Origin of the sequence: Robinsoniella peoriensis, assembly GCF_000797495.1 — a bacterium.
Lineage (GTDB): Bacteria > Bacillota > Clostridia > Lachnospirales > Lachnospiraceae > Robinsoniella > Robinsoniella peoriensis.
Map to the genome: position 1 here is coordinate 185,574 of NZ_JTGN01000012.1, position 20,226 is coordinate 205,799.

18 protein-coding genes are annotated in these 20,226 nt (G+C 41.7%); 11 read left to right on the forward strand and 7 right to left on the reverse strand.

What is annotated here, in order from left to right:
* Positions 1-9: 9 nt before the first annotated feature.
* Both pgsA and rimO read right to left on the reverse strand, forming a co-directional pair.
* Positions 10-546: a CDP-diacylglycerol--glycerol-3-phosphate 3-phosphatidyltransferase gene (pgsA, locus tag QR40_RS22350; RefSeq protein WP_027293893.1), complete on the reverse strand. Its 537-nt coding sequence runs from the start codon at positions 544-546 to the stop codon at positions 10-12.
* The gene (rimO, locus tag QR40_RS22355; RefSeq protein ID WP_027293892.1) at positions 530-1,867 is read right to left on the reverse strand and encodes a 30S ribosomal protein S12 methylthiotransferase RimO; all 1,338 of its coding nucleotides are present in this window, start codon (positions 1,865-1,867) and stop codon (positions 530-532) included. Before rimO ends, pgsA begins: the two co-directional genes overlap by 17 nt.
* Positions 1,868-2,235: 368 nt before the next feature.
* Here rimO and QR40_RS22360 point away from each other — a divergent pair, with 368 nt between their 5' ends.
* Positions 2,236-2,424, forward strand: a complete 189-nt coding sequence (locus QR40_RS22360; protein WP_027293891.1) for a hypothetical protein — start codon at positions 2,236-2,238, stop codon at positions 2,422-2,424.
* Between the two features lie 122 nt (positions 2,425-2,546).
* The gene (locus tag QR40_RS22365) at positions 2,547-4,103 is read left to right on the forward strand and encodes an ABC-F family ATP-binding cassette domain-containing protein (protein ID WP_027293890.1); all 1,557 of its coding nucleotides are present in this window, start codon (positions 2,547-2,549) and stop codon (positions 4,101-4,103) included.
* 142 nt (positions 4,104-4,245) lie between these two features.
* On the opposite strand, the gene rpoZ is transcribed toward QR40_RS22365, so the two are convergent.
* The 4 genes from rpoZ to QR40_RS22385 are packed head-to-tail and all read right to left on the reverse strand — an operon-like array spanning position 4,246 to position 6,341.
* On the reverse strand, positions 4,246-4,521 hold the full coding sequence (gene rpoZ / locus QR40_RS22370) for a DNA-directed RNA polymerase subunit omega (RefSeq protein ID WP_027293889.1): 276 nt from the start codon (positions 4,519-4,521) through the stop codon (positions 4,246-4,248).
* A gap of 35 nt (positions 4,522-4,556) precedes the next feature.
* Positions 4,557-5,183, reverse strand: a complete 627-nt coding sequence (gene gmk, locus QR40_RS22375; RefSeq protein ID WP_044296802.1) for a guanylate kinase — start codon at positions 5,181-5,183, stop codon at positions 4,557-4,559.
* Positions 5,176-5,448: a DUF370 domain-containing protein gene (locus QR40_RS22380; protein WP_027293887.1), complete on the reverse strand. Its 273-nt coding sequence runs from the start codon at positions 5,446-5,448 to the stop codon at positions 5,176-5,178. Before QR40_RS22380 ends, gmk begins: the two co-directional genes overlap by 8 nt.
* Positions 5,449-5,462: 14 nt before the next feature.
* Positions 5,463-6,341, reverse strand: a complete 879-nt coding sequence (locus QR40_RS22385) for a YicC/YloC family endoribonuclease (protein WP_027293886.1) — start codon at positions 6,339-6,341, stop codon at positions 5,463-5,465.
* A gap of 1,197 nt (positions 6,342-7,538) precedes the next feature.
* On the opposite strand from QR40_RS22385, the gene QR40_RS22395 reads away from it, so the two are divergent.
* The 6 genes from QR40_RS22395 to QR40_RS22420 all read left to right on the forward strand — a co-directional run bounded on the left by QR40_RS22395 (position 7,539) and on the right by QR40_RS22420 (position 14,668).
* Positions 7,539-8,963 carry an ABC transporter substrate-binding protein gene (locus tag QR40_RS22395; RefSeq protein ID WP_044296805.1) on the forward strand — a complete coding sequence of 475 codons (1,425 nt, stop codon included), beginning with the start codon at positions 7,539-7,541 and terminating at the stop codon, positions 8,961-8,963.
* A gap of 140 nt (positions 8,964-9,103) precedes the next feature.
* Positions 9,104-10,006, forward strand: coding sequence for a carbohydrate ABC transporter permease (locus QR40_RS22400; protein WP_044289254.1), 903 nt, complete (start codon positions 9,104-9,106; stop codon positions 10,004-10,006).
* A complete protein-coding gene (locus QR40_RS22405; RefSeq protein WP_044296806.1) occupies positions 9,999-10,826 on the forward strand; it encodes a carbohydrate ABC transporter permease in 828 nt (275 codons plus the stop codon). The genes QR40_RS22400 and QR40_RS22405 overlap by 8 nt, the downstream gene beginning before the upstream one ends.
* A 159-nt stretch (positions 10,827-10,985) precedes the next feature.
* Entirely contained in the window at positions 10,986-12,500 is a 1,515-nt protein-coding gene (arfA, locus tag QR40_RS22410) for an arabinosylfuranosidase ArfA (protein WP_044296855.1), read from the forward strand.
* 196 nt (positions 12,501-12,696) lie between these two features.
* Positions 12,697-13,686, forward strand: coding sequence for a LacI family DNA-binding transcriptional regulator (locus QR40_RS22415; RefSeq protein ID WP_027293312.1), 990 nt, complete (start codon positions 12,697-12,699; stop codon positions 13,684-13,686).
* Between the two features lie 25 nt (positions 13,687-13,711).
* Positions 13,712-14,668 (forward strand): glycoside hydrolase family 43 protein, encoded by a 957-nt coding sequence (locus tag QR40_RS22420; protein ID WP_044296807.1) that lies wholly within the window; start codon positions 13,712-13,714, stop codon positions 14,666-14,668.
* Positions 14,669-14,727: 59 nt separating this feature from the next.
* Here the strand turns inward: QR40_RS22420 and QR40_RS22425 are convergent, their stop codons facing one another.
* The gene (locus QR40_RS22425; RefSeq protein ID WP_044296808.1) at positions 14,728-15,426 is read right to left on the reverse strand and encodes a pirin family protein; all 699 of its coding nucleotides are present in this window, start codon (positions 15,424-15,426) and stop codon (positions 14,728-14,730) included.
* A 282-nt stretch (positions 15,427-15,708) separates the two neighbouring features.
* On the opposite strand from QR40_RS22425, the gene QR40_RS22430 reads away from it, so the two are divergent.
* From QR40_RS22430 to QR40_RS22440, 3 genes are read left to right on the forward strand one after another with little or no spacing between them, the layout of a single operon-like run.
* A complete protein-coding gene (locus QR40_RS22430; RefSeq protein ID WP_027293315.1) occupies positions 15,709-16,191 on the forward strand; it encodes a MarR family winged helix-turn-helix transcriptional regulator in 483 nt (160 codons plus the stop codon).
* Complete coding sequence (locus QR40_RS22435; RefSeq protein WP_044296809.1) at positions 16,175-18,328, forward strand: ABC transporter ATP-binding protein; 2,154 nt, start codon at positions 16,175-16,177, stop codon at positions 18,326-18,328. Before QR40_RS22430 ends, QR40_RS22435 begins: the two co-directional genes overlap by 17 nt.
* Positions 18,325-20,178 carry an ABC transporter ATP-binding protein gene (locus tag QR40_RS22440; RefSeq protein ID WP_081999016.1) on the forward strand — a complete coding sequence of 618 codons (1,854 nt, stop codon included), beginning with the start codon at positions 18,325-18,327 and terminating at the stop codon, positions 20,176-20,178. Before QR40_RS22435 ends, QR40_RS22440 begins: the two co-directional genes overlap by 4 nt.
* Positions 20,179-20,226 lie beyond the last annotated feature (48 nt).

Consider the following 20,226-nt stretch of genomic DNA (forward strand, 5'->3'; position numbering starts at 1 on the left):
AAAGTAATCTTACTTTTGCATGCTTAATACGTTGATGTTCTTCGCAATATAATCAATTAATGATATAATGGTCAGAACCAGTGCCAATAAAACGAATAAATTTTCTAATGTATTAAAAAATCCTCCCAGGTCTGCAATTAATAAAATTGTCATGATCATCTGCGCAATGGTTTTGGATTTTCCCCACCAGCTAGCAGCAATTACAATTCCATTATCCGATGCCACCAGACGGAAGCCGCTGATAATAAATTCACGGCTGATAATAATTATAACAATCCAGTCGGCAAGACGGTTCATCTGAACCAGGCATATCATTGCAGAGCACACCAGGAGCTTATCTGCAAGAGGGTCCATAAATTTACCAAAGTTCGTTACCTGATGGTTTTTTCTTGCCAGATATCCATCCAGGCTATCCGTGAGGCTGGCGATAATATAAATAGCAAGCGCTATATATTTTCCTGCGCCACCCAGATCAGATTTCATAAAAATCACAAAAAAAGGGATTAAAATAACTCTTAATATGGTCAAACTATTCGGCAAATTCATCTTCAATCTCTCCAATCAAATCATATTCCAGCGCACCTGTAATTTTTACCCTGACAAAGTCCCCTGACATAAGTGTCTCACCTGTATTAATAAACAAATATCCGTCTATATTAGGTGCATCTGCATAAGTACGGGCTACATAAGCATTTTCATCTGCTACTTTACCTTCCACCATAGCAATTACACTGCGTCCAACCATCTGCTGTGCTTTATCAAAAGCGATGTCCTGCTGAAGTTCCATCAGCTCATCTCTTCTGTCTTCTTTGATCTCTTCTTCAATCTGTCCATCCATCTCTGCTGCCGGAGTATCCTCCTCAGGAGAATAGGTGAACACCCCAAGTCGCTCAAATTCCATCTCATCTGCAAATTCCATCAGTTCTTCGTGCTGTTCCTGAGTCTCTCCTGGAAACCCCGTAATCAAGGTTGTCCGAAGCGCAATATCCGGAATCTCACTGCGCAGTTTAGACACAATAGCCTTAAGCTGCTGTTTATTCGTTCTTCTTCCCATCTTCCTCAGAATATCATCACTGGCATGCTGAATGGGAAGATCCAGATAATGGCATACCTTCTTCTCTTCTTTCATAACCTGTATCAGTTCATCATAAATTTCTTCCGGATAACAATAGAGAATACGAATCCACCGGATTCCTGAAATTTTACATAACTCTTTTAATAAGACATGAAGGCTCTTTTTCCCATAAAGATCCTTTCCATAGAGCGTAGTCTCCTGCGCAACCAGAATCAATTCCTTAACACCCTGTTCTGCCAGGTCTTTTGCTTCTTCAATAAGCTGTTCCATAGGAACACTTCTATAATTTCCACGGATCTTCGGGATAATACAGTAAGTACAATGCTTATTACAGCCTTCGGCTATTTTTAAATGGGCATAATGTCCGCCAGTAGTTAATACACGTCCTGCTGATTTTGCCGGAAGGGCATCAATATCATGGAACTCTAACAGCTGCTGCCCATTCAGCGCCGTCTGTACCGCTTTAATGATTTCATCGTACGTTGTGGTGCCAAGTACGGCATCAACCTCTTCTATTTCATCCACAATTTCTTTTTTGTACCGCTGTGCCAGACATCCTGTCACAACCAATGCCTTGCATTTACCATTTTTCCTGTGCTCTGCCATCTCCAGAATCGTCTGGATGCTCTCTTCCTTTGCATCATTGATAAAACAACAGGTATTCACTACAATAATATCGGCCTGTGTCTCATCATCTGTAAGGACATATCCATTTTTAGCAAGCAGCCCCAGCATCACTTCCGAATCCACCAGATTCTTGTCGCATCCCAGGGATACAAATAATACGTTCATAAATTACTCCTCATTTTTAGTATCGTCCAAAAGCAAAATTGCTCTTTGATGTTTATTGTACTATTTTCGTCTTAAAAGGTCAATAAAATACTTGAGAATGTGTAAAGTTCTCAAAACCACAATTCCACCCGTTCCAATTTTTATTGTCCTTTTTTATATATTATCCCAGAAAAATCTCATTCACATCTACTGACTTCTGCATGAAATCGACAAATTAACCAAAATTATTACAATAGTTTCTAACATCTTACCATTTCCTACCGATGCAGTTGCTGATATAATAATGATATACATGAGAGACACTGATTAAAACTATGAAAACAGTCAATGATTATGTATATAAATGACAACCAAAGGAGGTAACAGAAATGCATAGTCATGAAATTGATTCTTATCTTCGCAATAAAAACTGGAAATTGAAGCCAAACGAATATGTAAACATTATTAATGTTAACTCCTGTCCGGAGCTGGATCATATTGCTTATAACTCCCAAAATAATGACTACAATGTCTGGACAAAAAATGGTTATGCCTGGACAATAAAAATTGAATGTTGAGAATTATTTTATAGGCTTCGCACCCGCAAACGGGTGCGTTTTTTTGTTCAGATACTTGCTTTTCTTGAATTTTCCTGTATAATCAAATCGATAACTATAATTACTAAGGAGCTAATACAGCAATGAGCATTTTAAACGTTGAGCATTTAAGTCACGGTTTTGGTGACAGAGCGATTTTCCATGATGTTTCCTTCCGTCTGCTAAAAGGTGAGCACATCGGACTGATAGGAGCAAATGGCGAAGGAAAATCTACTTTTTTAAATATTGTAACCGGAAAATTACAGCCGGATGAAGGCAAGGTGGAATGGGCTAAAAATGTCCATGCCGGATATCTGGACCAGCATGCGGTTCTGGAAAAAGGGCTGACCATCCGTGATGTGTTAAAAGGCGCTTTTGCACAGCTGTTTTCTCTGGAAGAACGAATGAACGTCATCTGTGACTCTATGGGTGATGCATCGGAAGAAGAATTAAATCAGATGATGGAGGAACTGGGCACCATCCAGGACACTCTGACCATGCATGATTTTTATATTATTGATTCTAAAGTAGAAGAAATCGGCCGCGCCCTGGGTCTTGAGGATATCGGCCTGGATAAAGATGTAACGGAACTCAGCGGCGGGCAGCGTACAAAAGTACTGTTGGGTAAACTGTTGTTGGAAAAACCGGATATCCTCCTCCTTGACGAGCCTACCAACTACCTGGATGAGCAGCATATTGAATGGCTGAAACGCTATCTGAATGACTATGAAAATGCGTTTATTTTAATATCACATGATATTCCATTCTTAAACAGTGTCATTAACCTGATCTATCATATGGAAAACCAGGCACTTTCCAGATACGTGGGCGACTATGACAAGTTCCAGGAAGTCTATGCAGTGAAAAAGGCCCAGCTGGAATCTGCATATAAACGCCAACAGCAGGAAATCAGTGATCTGGAAGATTTTGTTGCCCGGAATAAAGCCAGAGTTTCTACAAGGAATATGGCGATGTCCCGTCAGAAAAAATTAGATAAAATGGATAAAATCGAGCTGGCAGCCGAAAAGCCAAAGCCTGAATTTCATTTTAAGGAAGCCCGGGCCGCTGGCAAATACATTTTCGAGGCAGAGAATCTTGTTATTGGATACGATGAACCCTTGTCCAGGCCCCTGAACCTGGCTATGGAACGGGGACAGAAAATAGCACTTATCGGTGCCAACGGTATTGGTAAAACCACACTGTTAAAAAGTATTCTGGGACAGATTCCTTCTCTGGAAGGCTCTGTCCAGCTTGGCGATTATCTTTACATCGGTTATTTTGAGCAGGAAATGGCTCCTGGGAATACAACTACCTGTATCGAAGAGATCTGGAAAGACTACCCTTCACTGACCCAGTACCAGGTGCGCAGTGCCCTTGCAAAATGCGGACTGACTACCAAACATATTGAAAGCCAGGTACGTGTTCTAAGCGGTGGTGAACAGGCAAAAGTACGCCTTTGTAAATTAATCAACCGGGAAACCAATATTCTGCTTCTGGACGAGCCTACTAACCATCTGGACGTGGATGCAAAGGAAGAACTAAAGCGGGCATTGAAGGAATATAAAGGCAGTATACTTCTAATCTGTCATGAACCGGAATTCTACCAGGATGTAGTTACGGAAGTCTGGGATTGTACACAATGGACCACTAAGATTTTTTAATATTTAATGAGATATATTAATTAAAAGAGGATGTTTCGCTGCAAAGTCTTTACCGACACCACAGCAAAACATCCTCTTATTTATTTTTATGGTTATAATCAATCTGTTCTATATCGAACATACAGGTTCATTCTGGAATATTTTATTCTTCTGTCTGTACCTGAATGTCTGACTCTTCATCCAGTGTCTCATCTTCACTGAGAATCTTGATCTTTCCTTTATTTAACTCTTCTACGGCTACAGATAAGGGCTTTTTACCGTTATCATACACTAGAGCTTCTGCTCCTCCGATCAACTGTCTTGCTCTCTTTGCTGTAGCAAGCACGATGGAATAACGGCTGTTTACAACCGGTGTATCCCCCTCTTCTACTTCACTGTTTACAACTTTCATTAAATCTGTGTAAGATGGATGTAACATATGCTTTCTCCTTTCAAAATGGGTTTGCCTTGAAATTATCTGGCAAAACGCGTTAACTCTTTTTTTATGGTATTTATGAATTCGTTATTTCTTGATGCTTTGAAATGTTCACTTTGAATGATTCCGTGCATTTCTTCCACACAATCTTCCAGCTTATCATTGACTACCAGGTAATCGTACTTTTCCATGCCTTGTGCTTCCTCGCTGGCACGGCTCAACCTGTCCCTGATCACATCCGCGGTTTCTGTCCCGCGTCCGTTCAGGCGCTCTTCTAATGTTTGTGCATTCGGCGGAGTTACAAATAACAGCAGTGTATCCGGGAATTGCTCTTTTACCTTAAGGGCTCCCTGTATCTCAATTTCCAGAATTACGTCTTTCCCTTCGTTCAGCTTCTCTTCTACATAAGCTTTTGGTGTTCCATAATAATTCTGAACATACTGCGCATATTCAATTAACGCATTATCTGCAATCATTTCTTTAAATTCTTCCACTGTTTTGAAAAAATATTCCCGTCCATCTTCTTCACCGGGTCTGGGATTTCTTGTTGTAGCAGAGATGGACAGGGCATAATTATCATACTTGCCTGATAAAGCCTTGACCAAAGTGCCTTTCCCCGCTCCTGAAAAACCAGATAAAACAATTAATATTCCTTTTCTATTCATCTTCTTCATCCTTTGGCTTATCTTCTATATTGAGTGAAAATCTTTTTGCAATTGTATCTGGCTGTAATGCTGACAATACAATAAAATCATCAACGGTTACAATCACGGATTTGGTCTTTCTTCCCTGTGTCGCATCTACCACTTTACCGGTCTGCCTTGCATTTTGTACCATCCGCTTAATAGGTGCTGCTTCAGGGCTTACTACTGCTATGACTTTGCCGGTATTCACCACATTACCAAAGCCGATGTTAATTAATCTGGCCAAATTATTTTCCCACCTTATTCAATATTTTGAATCTGCTCCCGTACCTTCTCAATCTCAGTCTTTAAATTAATAGCCGTATTGGAAGTCTCCAGGTCATTTGCCTTAGATAAAATTGTGTTTGCTTCACGATTCATTTCCTGTGCTATGAAATCCAGCTTTCTGCCGACACTTCCACCTTCCATCAGGCAGGATTTCATATTTTCAATATGACTTCTTAACCGGACTGTTTCTTCATCCGTACAGATTTTATCAGCAAACAGTACTACTTCTGCTGCGATCCGTCCTTCTTCAATCTGGGTATCCCCTAACAGTTCCTTTACTTTCTCAGTCAGTTTTTCACGGTAAGACGCCATAATCTGAGGAAACCGTTCTTCTACAGAAGCTACATCTGCCAGCATACCGTCCAGTTTTTCAAAGAGATCTGCTTTTAATGCATCACCTTCTTTTAACCTGGCTTCCACAAGCTGTCTGCTGGCTCCTTCCAAAGCTGCCTCCAGTACTGCCCAGATTTCTTTTTCATCTGCTGTGGATTCTTCCATTGTAAATACTTCCGGGCATCTGCCAAGAGTTGAAGTCCTGATATCATTTTCCAGACCAAATGTCTTCGCCATCTGTTTGTAATAACGAACGTATTCCCCTGCAATATTTTCATTATATTTTAACGAAAAGTTTTCTTCGGTAAAATCTTCATATGTAATGAAAACGTCTACTTTCCCCCGCTGAATATAATTCTTAAGCATTCCTCTGATCGCTGACTCAAAAAAACTCAGCTTCTTGGGCATCTTAATATTCACGTCGAAGTAACGATGATTCACTGCCTTCATTTCTACTGTAAATTTTCTGCTGCCCTGGAGGTTTTCGCACCTGCCAAAGCCTGTCATGCTCTTAATCATCTTCATTCGCTCTCTTTTTTTAGTTTTGTGGCACATGCCGCCACATTAAAAACATTATAAAACATATCAAATGTGTAGTCAACAGCAAAATCCTGCTATACTGGTTAAATTGGGGTTTAGCTGAGTAAGGGGACGCTTTGTAGATGAAGATAGTGCAACGGAAAGATGGGTGTGGGAAACTGGCATGGTCGGACCCCTGGGCTGTGACAGGCTGTTCTTTATTGGATGTAGCGTAGTATATTTCGGCTATTTAAGCGTAAAAGGAGATGAAAGTTTGCTGCTTTTTCTGGAATGAAGAAACAAATCACTGTGATAAGTTCAGTTGCTTTATGTTACTCTTCTCAGCATGATAGATTCCCTGGGTGTAGATGGATGTTCTTTATTGGATGTAGAGCGGTATATTTTGACAGTTTATGCATAATAGAAGATGAAAGTCTATTCCTTTTTCTGATTGCAGAATATAAAACAAATCCCGTTCTCAAGATCAGTTGCTTAACGCCAATATTGTTCAGCATGCCACAACCCCAGGGTCCCACCCCGCTGAGAAAACCAGCTTTGTATCACCGAATGCTATCTCGGAAAGAGAAGGGGGCGAGCCAGGACATTGATTTGGAAGGCGTATAGCAGAGCTGAGTATTYACTTACCTTCCCAGAGTGCTTTTTGGCGGATACAATTCGACTGGCTCCCATCGGATTGTAAGCGGGCAGTGAGCTGCGAAATGCATCAGGATTTCGGAGCGAATGCCCGCGTGCCGCCAAAAAGGGCTCTGGGAAGGTTAGAAAATGCCAGTTCTGCGGTAAGCCTTCCAAATCAATGTCCTGGCTCGCCCCCTTCTCTTTCCGTACACTACCTATCATTTACAAAGCGTCATTACTCATCTAAACCCAAATATAATAAACCAACAGAGAGCAGGTGCATTCAAAACTGATAAAACAATCCTCAAATAAATAGTAAATTAAATTATTTTATAATAATCTAAAAAACACACTTGACAAAATTATGTACATTATATATAATTCAAATTGTAGAGCACACGTGTACGCAAAAAATGTTCACCAAAACGAGACTCGATTAAAACAATATCCGGGGGGACTATTGGTGATAACCACTAGAGCAATTTTTTAATATGCTCTAAGGAGACTGGTGCAAAATGAAGCAATGAACCAGCCAGTATTGATTCTATATGGAGGTAGAATATGAAAGCAAAAAAGTTTTGGAGTTTATTATTAGCAGCAAGTTTGACAGCAGGTGCATTAGCAGGATGCGGGGGAAGCACTTCTGGAAGTAAAGAAACAACATCTGAGAATGGGAAGGAAGCAACTGAAAATTCGAAGGCTCCAGGTGATGCTGGAAGTACCGGTGAAGAAAAAGGGACAGACACACCAGCAGCCTCCGGTGAGCAGTCATCCGACGGGCAGTCATCCGACGGACAATCACCCGATGAGCAGTCTTCCGGTGAAGCAGTGACCCTGGACTTCTGGAATGTATTTACCGGCTCGGATGGAGACATTTTGAGAGAAATCGTGGACAACTATAATGCCGCGAATACAGATAACATTACGATTAACATGGATATCATGCCGAACGATACCCTTCAGCAGAAGCTGCCTGCAGCAATTGCCACCAATACAGCTCCGGATTTTGTTCTCTTCGGAATTGAAAATATTGCACCTTATGTGAGTAATGATTCCCTGGAGGATATCAGCGATTTTTGGGAAACAACAGGAGTGGACAAAACGAATTTTCTGGATAATGTGGTGGATCTTTCCTGCGTTGACGGAAAATTATACGGGGTGCCCATGCAGTATAACGTACAATACCTGTATTGGAATAAAGATATGTTTACAGCGGCCGGACTGGATCCGGAAACTCCGCCCGCAACTATGGAAGAATTAGCACAGTTTGCAGAAAAGCTTACGGACGAGTCCAAGAGACAATACGGACTGGCACTGCCTACCAATGTTACCTATATGCAATTCTTATGGGCAAATGGAGGAGATGCCGATGACCCGGATAAAAATGAAAACTTACTGGATTCAGAAGCAAATGTTAAAACTTTAGAATGGCTGCAGGATCTGGCTGTAAATAAAAAAGTAACTCCCATGAACCTTACGGGACCGGATGCAGATACAATGCTTCAGGCAGGACAGATCGCAATGTATATGAGCGGGCCATGGCAGATTAACGGTTTAAAAGAAGCAGGAATTAATTTCGGAATAGCACCTTGTGTATCCGGCAGTGCGGGAGCTTTTTCACCGGCAGGAGGATGCAGCTATATGATTCCCAAGGGAATTGATGATACGAAAAAGGCAGCTGTTTATAAGTTCATGAAATATTGGCTGTCAGATGATACGTTAAAAGAATGGTCCCAGAGAAACGGTTTCCCGGTTTGGTCTAAATCACTGATGGAAGACCCGGAGATTAAAAATGATGAGGTATTGAACTCCATATCCAAGGCAACAGAGATAGGAAGATCCTATAATCTGGGTTATTCTTTAGCAAGCCAGATTGATAACGATGTCATGATCCCAATGTTTGAAAAGGTGATCACAGGAGCGGCAGCCCCGGATGCAGCATTAGGGGAAGCAGTTACGGCAATGGATAAAGTTCTGGGCAAATAAAAGTTACCGGAAGGCAGATCCATGCTCTATCGCAGGCGGGACCTGTGATATGCAGGAGGTATAGGTTTGAAAGAAAATCGCTTTCAAACTACTAATTAAAGAATAGCGCAAGTCAGCTTGTGCTATTCCGGGGGATAAGAATGAAGAAAAGAAAAAAATATCGGCCGCATTATCAGAAATGCGCGTATTTGTTTATTATGCCGTCGATGATTATTTTAACAATATTTGTGTTCATTCCACTGGTGTCATCGCTGGTGATCAGCCTGTTGAATATGAATATCTTTATGAAGGATATTTCTTTTGCAGGCCTCACAAATTTCAAGCAATTATTTCAGGATTCACGGGTGGGGAATGCTACTTTTAACAGCTTGTATTTTACACTGTTTGAAGTACCTCTTCAAGTAGGGCTTGCACTTTTGCTGGCAATGTATGTGGCTAAAAATAATAAGTATACAAAGTTATTGCGGTCTACTTACTATCTGCCCTTTGTTTGTTCCATGACAGCCATCAGTATTGTATGGTCTATGCTTCTGGACCCCAACATGGGACTTGTTCCTTACTGGCTGGAGCAGATCGGACTGGATTCCGTATCTTTTTTAAAGGATCCGAATCTGGCTATGCCAACGGTTATTGTGGTTACTGCATGGAAAGGATTTGGTTATACACTGACACTGATTACGGCAGCTGTCCTGAATATATCGGCATCCCTTTATGAAGCGGCTGATATGGATGGTGCAGGACAGTGGAAAAAATTTATACATATTACAATTCCGGGAATATTTCCTACGATCAGCTTTTGTGTGGTCACGACGACCATAAGCGCCCTGCAGGTATTTGACCAGACCTATGTCATGACCCAGGGAGGTCCGCTGAACAGGACAGAGACTGTGGTACAGTATATTTATGACAGAGGTTTTCAGACAGCACCATATGATCTGGGGTATGCGTCTTCCATTTCCGTATATCTCTTTGTAATTATAGCAGTTATTACCTTTGTCCTTAAAAAGTTAGTACTGAATAAGGGGGAAGAAGCCAATGATTAAAAAAAGATCCCTGGGAAATATAGTTGGTGTTATTTTAACATTGTTTGTTGCCCTTACGGTTGTCATTCCTATTTTATGGCTGCTGGTATCTTCCTTTAAAACAGATGTGGGTGTAATTCAGTATCCACCGAAATTTTTCCCGGTGGAATGGACGCTGAATCAGTTTAAGTATGTTACAAAAAGTATCCCCATATTTGATATGACAAAAAATACCGTGATTTTTGCAGGAGCGGTAACGATACTCAGTGTATTTTTTGATTCCATGGCGGGGTATGCATTTGCCAGGATGAATTTCAAAGGATCCAACATTATTTTTTCCATTATATTGCTGACGATGATGGTGCCCTTTCAGATTATCATGACACCCCTTTATATTGAAGTTTATAAATTGAATCTGCTGGATACTTATCTTGGACTGATACTTCCAAGAGCCACAAGTGCATTTGGTATCTATATGATGAGGTCATTTTTTGCAGGACTGCCAAAATCTATTGAAGAGTCCGGGCGTATCGACGGTATGGGAGAATTCCGGATTTACTGGTCATTGATGCTTCCGCTATGTAAGCCGGCGATTGCAAGCCTTGGTATTTTTCATTTTATGAATAACTGGAATGATCTGCTTTACCCGCTGATGATGACCAGTTCTGCAAATAAGAGAACATTGTCCGCAGGTCTTGCTGTTCTCGTTGGCAATAAGGTAATTAAATACGGTCCGACCCTTGCGGCGACTTTAATCTCACTGGCACCATTATTAATATTGTATATATTCTGCCAGAAATATTTTGTGGAAGGAATAGCCACAGCTGGTATGAAAGAGTAGAGGTAATGAGTGAAAGAAGAGAAGGACATTTAAATTAATAAGTCAAATTTTGGTTGAAAGAAAATGATGTCATAGAAAGGAAGCCACGGTGAGATTCTTTCAATCTGTATAAGTGTGGCAGTATTGCAGGCAAGCCGGCAATATGCAATGGGTATAAACATGCAGAAAGCAGTTATGATTGTAAACAAAAATTTCAGAAAAGGAAAGATAGATAAACGCATTTATGGTTCTTTTGTAGAACATATGGGACGTGTGGTGTATTCCGGTATCTATGAGCCGGGACATCCTTCAGCGGATGATGATGGTTTCCGCCAGGATGTTCTGGAAAAAGTAAAAGAAATGGGAGTTACGGCAGTCCGTTATCCGGGAGGGAACTTTGTTTCCTGTTACGACTGGAGAGACGGTGTAGGCCCGGTAGAAGAAAGACCCCGCAGGCTGGAAATCGCATGGCGTGCAATCGAAACAAATGAAATTGGTACAAATGAATTTATGAAGTGGGCAAAAAAAGCGGAGATCGAACCTGTTTTCGCAGTGAATCTGGGTACCAAGGGGATTGAAAATGCAGTTTCCTTTGTAGAATACTGCAATATCCCGGAGGGTACATTTTACAGTGATATGCGTAAGGCTCATGGTGTAAAAAACCCTTACGGTATCCATACATGGTGCCTGGGTAATGAAATGGATGGAGACTGGCAGATTGGGCATAAGACCGCGGAAGAATACGGGCGTCTGGCACAGGAAACCGCAAAAGCGATGAAACAGGTGGACAGCAGTATTAAGTTAGTCTCCTGCGGCAGTTCCAAATCCGACATGGCAACTTATCCGGAATGGGAAGCTATAACGTTAAATTATACCTATGATTATGTAGATTATATATCTTTGCATCAGTATTACGATGGACAGGATAAAGGGACACCTTATTTTCTGGCACAGTCTTTGGATATGGAACGCTATATTAAGACGGTGATCGGAACCTGCGATTATGTGAAGGCAAAAAAGCGTTCGGAAAAAGAATTGTTCATTAGTTTCGATGAATGGGGTGTGTGGTCAATGGCAGATGTGGAAGTGGCTGCCCAGGTAGACAAAAGTCCGTGGCAGGTAGCGCCAAACCTCAGTGAGCAGATATACAGTATGGAAGATTCTCTTTTGTTTGCCAGTATGCTGATGAATTTCCTGAAATATGCAGACCGCATTAAGATTGCATGCCAGTCCCTTCTTACCAATATCAGTGCAGCTATTATGACGGAAAAAGGCGGCGGGGTTTGGGTGCAGCCTATCTTTTATCCATTTTCCTATACTTCCAGATATGGAAGAGGAACAGTCTTAGCGGAAGTATTTGACTGTCCGTCCTATGCCTGTGAACGGTTTGGTGAGGTGCCTTATGTAGACAGTGTAACGGTATATAATGAAGAAGAACAGGAAGTGGTATTTTTCCTGGTCAACCGAAGTGAAGACGAGACCATCTGTTTTGAATGTGAGCTTCAGGGATTTGAGATAAAGGGAATAACGGAGCAGGTAACTATGAGCTGTGAGGATAAGAAAATGACAAATTTAATCCGGCACGATGCCGTAGAGCCACGCAGGATAACCGGCGGAAAAGTAGAAGGAAACCGTCTGGTATGTGAGCTTGCCCCCCTGTCCTGGAATATGATCCGGGCAGCAGAGCGTATTTAAAGCACATACGGGGGACTGGAAATCAGCAGTTTCCGGGTATGGAAATAAATATTGTAAAGCCACATGGATTGTATTAGAATAAATGTATTCACAAGCCATACTACTGCGATATGCGAGGGGGTAAATGTGAACAGGTTCACATTACTCATTTAGGCAGTATCGCATGCAGGCTTACGATATGCAAGGGGGCAGAAAGATGGGAATAACAACGAAAGATCTGGCACTGCTATGCGGGGTGTCCAGAACAACCGTACATAGAGCGCTTCATAATACAGGAAGAATTAATGAAGAGACAAAAGACATGATTCTGAAAATAGCGAAAGAACATGACTATCGTCCCGACATGCTTGCAAGAGGTCTTGTTAAGGGAAAAACATTTTATATCGGAGTTGTTATTATGGATTCCGACAACCGCTATTTTTCCCAGATGCTAAATGCGATTGTACGGGAGGCCAGGAAGATCGATTATTCTGTGAATATCACATTCCATGAAAATAAAGTAGAAATAGAACGGGAACAGCTCTGCCGGCTGGCGGATTATCATATGGATGGAATTATTCTTTCCTCCATTAACAAAGGGGAAGCGTATAAGGAATTTTTAAAAGGTCTTGAAATCCCCATTGTAACCATTGACAATAAGGTGGCAAAAGGGATCCCTTTTGTTGGAATAGACGGGAAAAAAGCTGCAGCTGAAGCAGCGGAAAAAATTGTAAATAAGAAATATGAGCGGGTAATCTTTGTATGCCCGCCACTGGCTGATGCCCAGAGAGAGAATGTCTATGTACATGAAGAAAGAGCAAAGGGATTTAAAGAAACAATGGATCGATATCCCCATGTGGAACAGGGGCTGATTCAAAGCTGGGAATACTTAGAGCCTGCATATCAGGAACTTAAGAACACAGATAAAAGGACTGCTTTCTTCTGTACTTCCGATATGATCGCATTGGAATTAATGAGATATCTTCAGATGAAGGGGAAAAAGGTAGTAGAAGATTATGGAATCATGGGATTTGATAATATTGATATTCTGCGATATGTATCGCCCAGATTATCGACAATTTATAATTCCGTGGAGGAAGTTGCACAGACTTCCGTAAGCCTTCTGCTTGATCTCATCAATGAAAAGAAAGTTAAAAAAGAACGTATAGTGAAGTACAGGCCGGTGGATGGAGATACACTGGGCTGAACTCCTATATGGCAGCGGAGGTAAAATGGAATTAAAAGAAGGACTAAAATATAATACACCATGGATTATGCAGAGGGCTGATCCATATGTTTACCGCCACAGCGATGGATGGTATTATTTCACTGCATCGGTGCCTGCATATGATGGAATCGTACTGCGCCGCTCTAAAAGTTTAGAGGAACTGCCTTTTGCAGAAGAGACAGAGATCTGGCACAAGCATGGGCACGGGAAAATGAGTGAACACATCTGGGCACCGGAGCTGCATTATCTGGATCAGAAATGGTACCTGTATTTTGCTGCAGGTGACAAAGAGGATATATGGGCGATCCGTCCCTATGTATTGGAGTGCGGTGATGAGAATCCGATAACGGGAACCTGGACTGAGAGGGGAATGATGCAGTGCGCCGATGAAGATGAATTTTCGTTTCGTGGATTTTCCCTGGATGCAACCGTATTCGAGAACCTGGGAAAGTACTATTATGTATGGGCTGAAAAAGTAGGTGTTGGAAAGCAGATATCCAACCTATACATAGGAGAATTGGAAACACCGTATAAATTAAAATCAGTTCAGGTGCTGCTGACTACACCGGACTATCCATGGGAACGGGTTGGTTTCTGGGTGAATGAAGGACCGGCTGTGATTAAAAATAATAAGCAGATATTCCTGACCTATTCGGCAAGTGAAACAGGAATTGCTTATTGCATGGGGATGCTAAGTGCGAGCGAGGACAGCGATCTGCTGGATCCATTATCCTGGAAAAAAGAACGTATGCCTGTTTTATCCTCAGATGAAGCTTATGGGATCTATGGACCCGGGCATAATTCATTTACGAAAGATAATGATGGAAATGACATGATGGTGTATCATGCGAGAACGGAGAAAGAAATTATCGGGGATCCATTGTATAATCCAAACCGCCACGCAATGTTAATGCAGGTTAAATGGAATGATGAAGGATTTCCCGTTTTTCGGTTTGAATAAAAGAGGTAATAAATACAAAGACTTCCGGCAGAATTGCGATCTGTCGGAAGTCTTTGCGTTTAACGTTCTTTCATTTCAAAAAAAATAATATGGGCTTCTGATTGTGCCTGTATGGTCAATTTTCCGGCAGAGATTTCTGCGGCATCCCTTTTCTCTAACGTAACTTCATTTAATTGTGCCCGTCCTTCAATTAATACCAGATATGCCTGGCGTCCCGGAAGGATCTCATACTCCAGGGATTGATTTTGAATAAGCTGGGTAACAAATATATTTATATCCTGATGAATGCGTATTGGCGCTGTACCATCTTCAGATGATACAATCTGGAACCACTGATTCAGCCTGTTAATCCAGGGAAAAGTATAGTCACCATATTGGGGAATATATTCTGCTGCATCCGGTAAGATCCAGATCTGCAGCAGGCGCAGGCGTTCATCTGATTCATTTAATTCACTGTGATAAATGCCGGTTCCGGCACTCATGTACTGTATGTCGCCCCGGGTAAGCGTCCGTTTGTTGTCCATACTGTCGCCGTGGGTGAGTTCACCGTCAACCACATAGGTGATGATTTCCATGTTTTTGTGGGGATGTGTGTCAAATCCGGTGTGTGCCTGTATTAGATCATCGTTTAAGACACGCAGTGCACCGTATTGCATATTGTCGGGATTGTAGTATTCGGCAAATGAAAAATGAAACCAGCTGTTTAGCCATCCAAGTTCACTTCTGCCCATTTTACTGTGGTCAATTTTCTTTATCATTGGAAACCTCCGTTTAATTATACGCTCTAATGTATAGTTACCTTTTCATCTCACTTGTTCCCCGCTTTATTTGTAGTATACACACATCATAAGCTTTTAAACTGCAAAAGGCAATTCTTTTTGATAATGAATTTAATAAATTTTTTATAATTAAAGGATTGACAATTTATTTAGGTGAGCATATACTTATCAAAGTAAATGATTAACCAAGTTAACTAATATCGTGGATAAATAATAATCACGGTAAGTAATAGGGAAGTGGATAGAGAAAGGAGTGTGGATATGAGTGAAAAAAATTTAAAAGAAGAGTTTATCCGGGCAGCACATCGTATGCGAAAGCTGAATATGAGCCATGTGTTCTCCAATGTATCACAAGGGGAATTCTTTGCACTGGAAATGATTCGCAAATGTCAGGAGAGAGCCGGAGAGGGCAGGGGAATCATCGTGTCTGACCTGGCCAAGAGTCTGCGGGTTTCACCTCCGGCAGCATCAAGGACCCTGCGTAATATGGAAGAAAAAGATCTGATACGAAGAGAAGTAGACCGAAATGACCGCAGAAATACCTATGTATATCTTACGGAAAAAGGAATGGAAAGGCGGGATATGGCAGCAAAAGCCATGGATGACTTTTCCGAACGGGTCATGAAACGCATGGGAGATGAAAATGTAGAAATGCTGATCAGCCTGATCAATAAAATGACTTCTGTTATGGAAGAAGAATTGGAAGACAGCGGGAAAGGAGATAAGGATGAAGAAACTCTTTAAATATTTAAGTGAGTGTAAAATGCTGATCCTGTGCATTGTACTGCTTTTGATTGTGCAGGCATACTGCGATCTGGCATTGCCATCTTATACCTCGGACATTGTAGACGTAGGGATTCAGCAGGGAGGTATTGCCAACGTTGCTCCGGATCAGATGCGTCAGGAAACGATGGAAAGTCTGTGTCTGTTTTTGACAGAGAAAGAAGAGGAAACGGTGAAAGCTGCTTATGATAAGCAGGATGATGGTTACCTGCATCTGAATAAAAAAGGTAAAAAAGAAATCGAAAAACTGGATGAAATGCTGGGAACACCTATGCTGATGCTTTCTTCTGCAAAAGAGTCCGGGAAAGTGGATATTGACCAGATAAAACAGGCACTTGCATCCGGAATGATGACAAAAGATCAGATTCTTCAAATGAAAGATCAGGCGCTTGAGAAGTTTGGGGACTACAGTGATTCCATTATAGAACAGAAAGCATTACTGTTTGATAAGGAAGAGTATAAGGCAATGGGGATTGATCTTGGGAATTACCAGACCGATTATCTGATAAATAAGGGGCTAATGATGCTTGCACTGGCTATTGTATCCATGATTGCTGCGGTCTTCGTGGGAATGCTGGCGTCTTACACCGCCGCAAAGATTGGAATGACGCTGAGAGGCCGGGTATTTAAGAAAGTACTGTCATTCTCCAATACGGAGATGGATCAGTATTCTACAGCATCTCTGATAACACGCAGCACCAATGATGTTCAACAGATTCAGATGGTGTCCGTAATCCTTTTGCGTATGGTTCTATATGCACCGATTCTGGGCATAGGCGGTATAATGAAAGTCGGGTATACACAAACGGGCATGGGATGGATTATTGGTGTGGCTGTAGGGGCAATTATCCTGTTAGTGGGAATATTGATTTCAGTTGCAATGCCTAAATTTAAGAAAATGCAGATTCTGGTGGATAAAATGAATCTGGTTTCCAGAGAAATCTTAACCGGAATTCCTGTTATCCGTGCATTCAGCAGAGAAAAATATGAAGAGAAACGGTTTGCTGATGCGAATCTGGATTTAAAGTCTACTCAGTTATTTACAAACCGTGTTATGACTTTTATGATGCCGGCAATGATGCTGATTATGAACTGTATTACAGTTATGATCGTATGGTTCGGCGGCAAGGGAATTGATGCCGGCAACCTTCAGGTTGGGGATATGATGGCATTTATTACGTATACCATGCAGATTGTAATGAGCTTCCTGATGCTAACCATGATTTCAATCATGCTTCCAAGAGCAGGCGTTTCCGCAAACCGTATCGATGAAGTAATTGAGACAGATGTTGTGATTAAGGATAAAAAAGATACATTGGATAATACCATATCACATTGGAAGGGAATCGTTGCATTTGAAGATGTGTCCTTCCGCTATCCGGGCGCTGATGAAGATGCCCTGGAACATTTGAATTTTACTGCCAGACCGGGACAGACCACTGCAATTATCGGAAGTACGGGCTGTGGGAAATCCACTTTGATCCATCTGATTCCAAGATTTTATGATGTAACCGGAGGCAGAATTACTTTGGATGGTGTGGATATCCGGGACTTATCCAGAAATAAACTGAGGGATATATTAGGGTTTGTTCCCCAAAAAGGAGTACTTTTTTCAGGAGATATTGAATCAAATATTAAGTTTGGCGGGGAAGATATTCCCGATAAATATATGGAAGAAGCAGCCGGGATAGCACAAGCCACAGAGTTTATCGATACAAAACCGGATAAATACCACAGCAGCATATCAGAAGGAGGAAGCAACGTCTCAGGAGGACAGAAACAGCGTCTTTCTATTGCAAGGGCAATTGCGAAAAAGCCAAAAGTATTCCTCTTTGATGACAGTTTTTCTGCTTTGGACTACAAGACAGATGTGGTTCTGCGTAGGGCATTGAATGAAAAGATTGCAGATGCTACTGTCATCATTGTTGCACAGCGTATCAGTACGATTCTTCATGCAGATCAGATTATCGTCTTAGATGAAGGCAAAATAGCAGGAATCGGTAACCATGAACAATTACTGGAAAGTTGTGAAACTTATCTGGAAATCGCCAGATCCCAGTTATCGGAAGCAGAATTGAAAGGAGGCGCAGCATCATGAGTGAAGGAAACAACCAGCCGCCAAAAATGAAAACAGGGCGCCATGGACCTGGCTCCAGAATGGTTCCGGGGGAAAAGGCAAAAGATTTTAAAGGAACAATCCGCAAACTTGCAGGATATATGGGAAGTTATAAAATTGCGTTGATCGGCGTATTTATATTCGCAGTGGGAGGAACAATTTTTGGAATTCTGGGACCTAAGATTCTTGGTAAAGCAACAACGGAATTATTCAATGGCCTGGTAGCGAAGATATCCGGTTCGGGAGGAATTGATTTTACAAAAATTGGACGTATACTGATTTTAATGTTGGGCTTATATTTATTCAGTTCCTGCCTGTCCTTTGTACAGGGATGGATTATGAGCGGTATTTCACAAAAGCTGTGCTACCGTTTCCGTGAAGAGATTTCCAAGAAAATTAACAGGATGCCGATGAAGTATTTTGAGTCCAAAACTGTGGGTGAGGTTTTATCCCGCATCACAAATGATGTGGATACGCTGGGACAGAGCCTGAATCAGAGCATTACCCAGCTGATTACATCCATTACCCAGCTGATCGGTATTTTTATCATGATGATGAGCATCAGCCCGCTTATGACTCTGATTGCCATTGTAATACTTCCAATCTCTGCAATCCTGATCGGTATTGTTGTGAAGTGTTCTCAGAAATATTTCGTGGCACAGCAGAAATATCTGGGAGAGATCAACGGACAGGTAGAAGAGGTTTACAGCGGACACAGCATCGTTCAGGCTTTTAACAGGGAGAAGACAGTAGAAAAGGAATTTGATGAAACTAATGCAGTTTTATTCCAGTCAGCCTGGAAATCACAGTTTTTATCCGGTATGATGCAGCCGATTATGGGCTTTATCGGTAATCTGGGATATGTAGCAGTTGCGCTCAGCGGAAGTATTCTGGCTGTAAAAGGTGCCATTGAAGTAGGTGATATTCAATCCTTCATTCAGTATGTTAAGAACTTTACCCAGCCCATTGCCCAGGTAGCACAGGTATCTAATATGCTTCAGTCAACTGCGGCAGCAGCAGAGCGTGTTTTTGAATTTCTGGGTGAGGAAGAAGAAGAACTGGTTGCAAAAAATCCGGTTCAGTTAGATAATATAGAAGGAAAAGTCACATTTGAGCATGTTCATTTTGGATATAATGCAGATAAAATTATTATCAATGATTTTAACTGTGAGGTAGAGCCGGGACAGACGGTTGCTATAGTAGGCCCTACCGGAGCGGGCAAGACTACAATGGTGAAGCTTCTTATGCGTTTCTATGACGTGAACAGCGGAAGTATTAAGGTTGACGGGCATGATATCAAAGATTTCAACAGAAGCGAACTGAGGGAATATTTTGGCATGGTACTGCAGGACACCTGGCTGTTCAAGGGAACCATTATGGAGAATATCCGATACGGACGGCTAGAGGCTACAGATGAAGAGGTAATAGCGGCAGCGAAAGCGGCTCATGCCCACCACTTTATCCAGACGCTTCCCGGGAGTTACCAGATGGAGCTCAATGAGGATGCCAGCAATGTATCTCAGGGGCAGAAACAGCTGATCACAATTGCAAGAGCAATATTGGCTGACAACAGGATAATGATTCTGGACGAAGCCACAAGTTCCGTAGACACCAGAACAGAATCCAGAATACAAAGAGCAATGAACAATCTGATGAAGGGGCGTACCAGCTTTGTTATCGCTCATCGTTTATCTACAATTAAAGATGCCGACCTGATACTGGTAATGAAGGACGGCGATATTATAGAACAGGGTAACCATGAAGACCTGCTTGCAAAAGATGGATTCTATGCAAGCCTGTACAATTCCCAGTTTGAGGAAATGACTGCTTAGAGCAGATGCATACCGCAAATTAAGGTGTGCAGGTTCAGGAAATGTATT

Bases quoted from the DNA above. Each gene is read 5' to 3' on its own strand.
- QR40_RS22405 (WP_044296806.1), top strand. From the start codon at position 9,999: ATGATTAAAAAAAGATCCCTGGGAAATATAGTTGGTGTTATTTTAACA.
- QR40_RS22430 (WP_027293315.1), top strand. From the start codon at position 15,709: ATGAGTGAAAAAAATTTAAAAGAAGAGTTTATCCGGGCAGCACATCGT.
- QR40_RS22360 (WP_027293891.1), top strand. From the start codon at position 2,236: ATGCATAGTCATGAAATTGATTCTTATCTTCGCAATAAAAACTGGAAA.
- QR40_RS22435 (WP_044296809.1), top strand. From the start codon at position 16,175: ATGAAGAAACTCTTTAAATATTTAAGTGAGTGTAAAATGCTGATCCTG.
- QR40_RS22400 (WP_044289254.1), top strand. From the start codon at position 9,104: ATGAAGAAAAGAAAAAAATATCGGCCGCATTATCAGAAATGCGCGTAT.
- gmk (WP_044296802.1), bottom strand. From the start codon at position 5,183: ATGAATAGAAAAGGAATATTAATTGTTTTATCTGGTTTTTCAGGAGCG.
- rpoZ (WP_027293889.1), bottom strand. From the start codon at position 4,521: ATGTTACATCCATCTTACACAGATTTAATGAAAGTTGTAAACAGTGAA.
- QR40_RS22365 (WP_027293890.1), top strand. From the start codon at position 2,547: ATGAGCATTTTAAACGTTGAGCATTTAAGTCACGGTTTTGGTGACAGA.
- pgsA (WP_027293893.1), bottom strand. From the start codon at position 546: ATGAATTTGCCGAATAGTTTGACCATATTAAGAGTTATTTTAATCCCT.
- QR40_RS22425 (WP_044296808.1), bottom strand. From the start codon at position 15,426: ATGATAAAGAAAATTGACCACAGTAAAATGGGCAGAAGTGAACTTGGA.
- arfA (WP_044296855.1), top strand. From the start codon at position 10,986: ATGCAGAAAGCAGTTATGATTGTAAACAAAAATTTCAGAAAAGGAAAG.
- QR40_RS22415 (WP_027293312.1), top strand. From the start codon at position 12,697: ATGGGAATAACAACGAAAGATCTGGCACTGCTATGCGGGGTGTCCAGA.
- rimO (WP_027293892.1), bottom strand. From the start codon at position 1,867: ATGAACGTATTATTTGTATCCCTGGGATGCGACAAGAATCTGGTGGAT.
- QR40_RS22440 (WP_081999016.1), top strand. From the start codon at position 18,325: ATGAGTGAAGGAAACAACCAGCCGCCAAAAATGAAAACAGGGCGCCAT.
- QR40_RS22420 (WP_044296807.1), top strand. From the start codon at position 13,712: ATGGAATTAAAAGAAGGACTAAAATATAATACACCATGGATTATGCAG.
- QR40_RS22395 (WP_044296805.1), top strand. From the start codon at position 7,539: ATGAAAGCAAAAAAGTTTTGGAGTTTATTATTAGCAGCAAGTTTGACA.
- QR40_RS22385 (WP_027293886.1), bottom strand. From the start codon at position 6,341: ATGATTAAGAGCATGACAGGCTTTGGCAGGTGCGAAAACCTCCAGGGC.